Source organism: Methylophaga sp. UBA1464 (assembly GCF_002325665.1).
GTDB lineage: Bacteria > Pseudomonadota > Gammaproteobacteria > Nitrosococcales > Methylophagaceae > Methylophaga.
The window spans coordinates 15,834-17,182 of sequence record NZ_DCSO01000048.1 but is presented as its reverse complement, the minus strand read 5'-3'; the positions used below and the strand labels follow the sequence as shown (position 1 = coordinate 17,182).

At 44.4% G+C, this 1,349-nt stretch carries 1 protein-coding gene and 1 pseudogene; both read left to right on the top strand.

Translation table 11 applies throughout. From position 1 onward, the window contains the following. Positions 1-81: 81 nt before the first annotated feature. Positions 82-714, top strand: coding sequence for a hypothetical protein (locus B3O33_RS05650; protein ID WP_292363169.1), 633 nt, complete (start codon positions 82-84; stop codon positions 712-714). A 46-nt stretch (positions 715-760) separates the two neighbouring features. Next, positions 761-1,349: pseudogene (locus B3O33_RS05645) on the top strand (hypothetical protein); the annotation flags it as partial.

Sequence of the window (1,349 nt, the reverse complement as noted above, 5' to 3'; positions counted from 1 at the left end):
TGACAAATGCATATAAAAGCCATATTGACTCTGCTGTTCTATTTTTTCTAAAACACTATTAACGGACTCGTGCCTGTTCCTATGAAAAAACTTTCAAAGTGTTATCTGGATTTTTTGAGTTTATTCGCATGGAATAAACTGTTGAGCTTGCTCCTGTCACTATTGGTGCCCGGATTTATCACGGTTCATGCGGAAGAGGTGGCAACTCCAGCTGTTGATTGTGGTGAAGCGGATATTCGTTACATTGATAGTCCGGAGCTTACCAGGGCAGAACGGATAGCATTAATGGAAAAAGCTTTTTTTGATTCACTTAACCGCTTCGAATTATGCAAATTAACCGACCCCAATAATACATCTGCTGACAGTAGCAATGGTGCCGATCAGGGAGGCGGTGGACTTGAAGGCAGCAATGGCAATAATAACTCAGTTGCCAGTCAGGATATGCAGGGAACCGAGCCGGAAACTCAGGAATCAATGCCACCTGAAATGAGTGGAACAGATTATGAAGAAGACACTGTTAATGGCCAATCTGGTGTTCCGGTAACTGCCGCGAATAATGGTGCTATTCCAGAAGATATTCCATCAGCCAATAATGATGATGCCATCGCTTCACAAATCAGAGTGGCGGCAGAAGCAGAACAGGATCCGGAAATCAAAAAGAAACTCTGGAATGAGTATCGCAAATATAAGGGGATGAGCGTTGTTGAAGATTGAAAATTTCAGATCACCGTCTAAATTTCTGATTTACATGATCATTATGATGCATGTACTTACGGGCTGCGCGACGACCTCCGGTAGTGCCGGTGATGTGAAAACCGGACCACAGCTTGCCTCAGCTCAGGATGAACCCAAAGAGATCCCCTATCAGGGAATTAAACTGGATGTCATCATTCCGGTCTTTTCACCGGGGCTTTCAGATAAAGCCGCCGATTATGAAGAAGAAGGTATCTGGCCGGAATTAAGACGAGCTGAAGCCAATCGTTTTGCCTATAAGTTAAAAACTGCCCTGGATGAAACCGGTAAGTTTGGTGCCGTACGTGTTGCACCGAATAGCACGGCTTCAGGTGATTTATATACGGTGGGCGAAATTATCGAATCTACTGGGCAGGAAGTTGAGTTTCGACTTAATGTAGTGGATGCCAGTGGTAAACAGTGGCTCAACAAAACGATAGATCACGAGGTAAATGAAGGTTTCTACAAAAATCCTCGTAATGATGGCAAAGATCCTTATGATCCGGCTTTTGCCGAAGCCGCTCAAGCGATTGTAGACGCCTTACTCAAGCAACAGCAACGCGAGCTTGCTCAACTGCAGAATATTGCCGATTTACGTTTTGCTGCCAGTTTTAACG

Coding starts and splice junctions, on each gene's coding strand:
- B3O33_RS05650 (WP_292363169.1), top strand. CDS start 82: ATGAAAAAACTTTCAAAGTGTTATCTGGATTTTTTGAGTTTATTCGCA.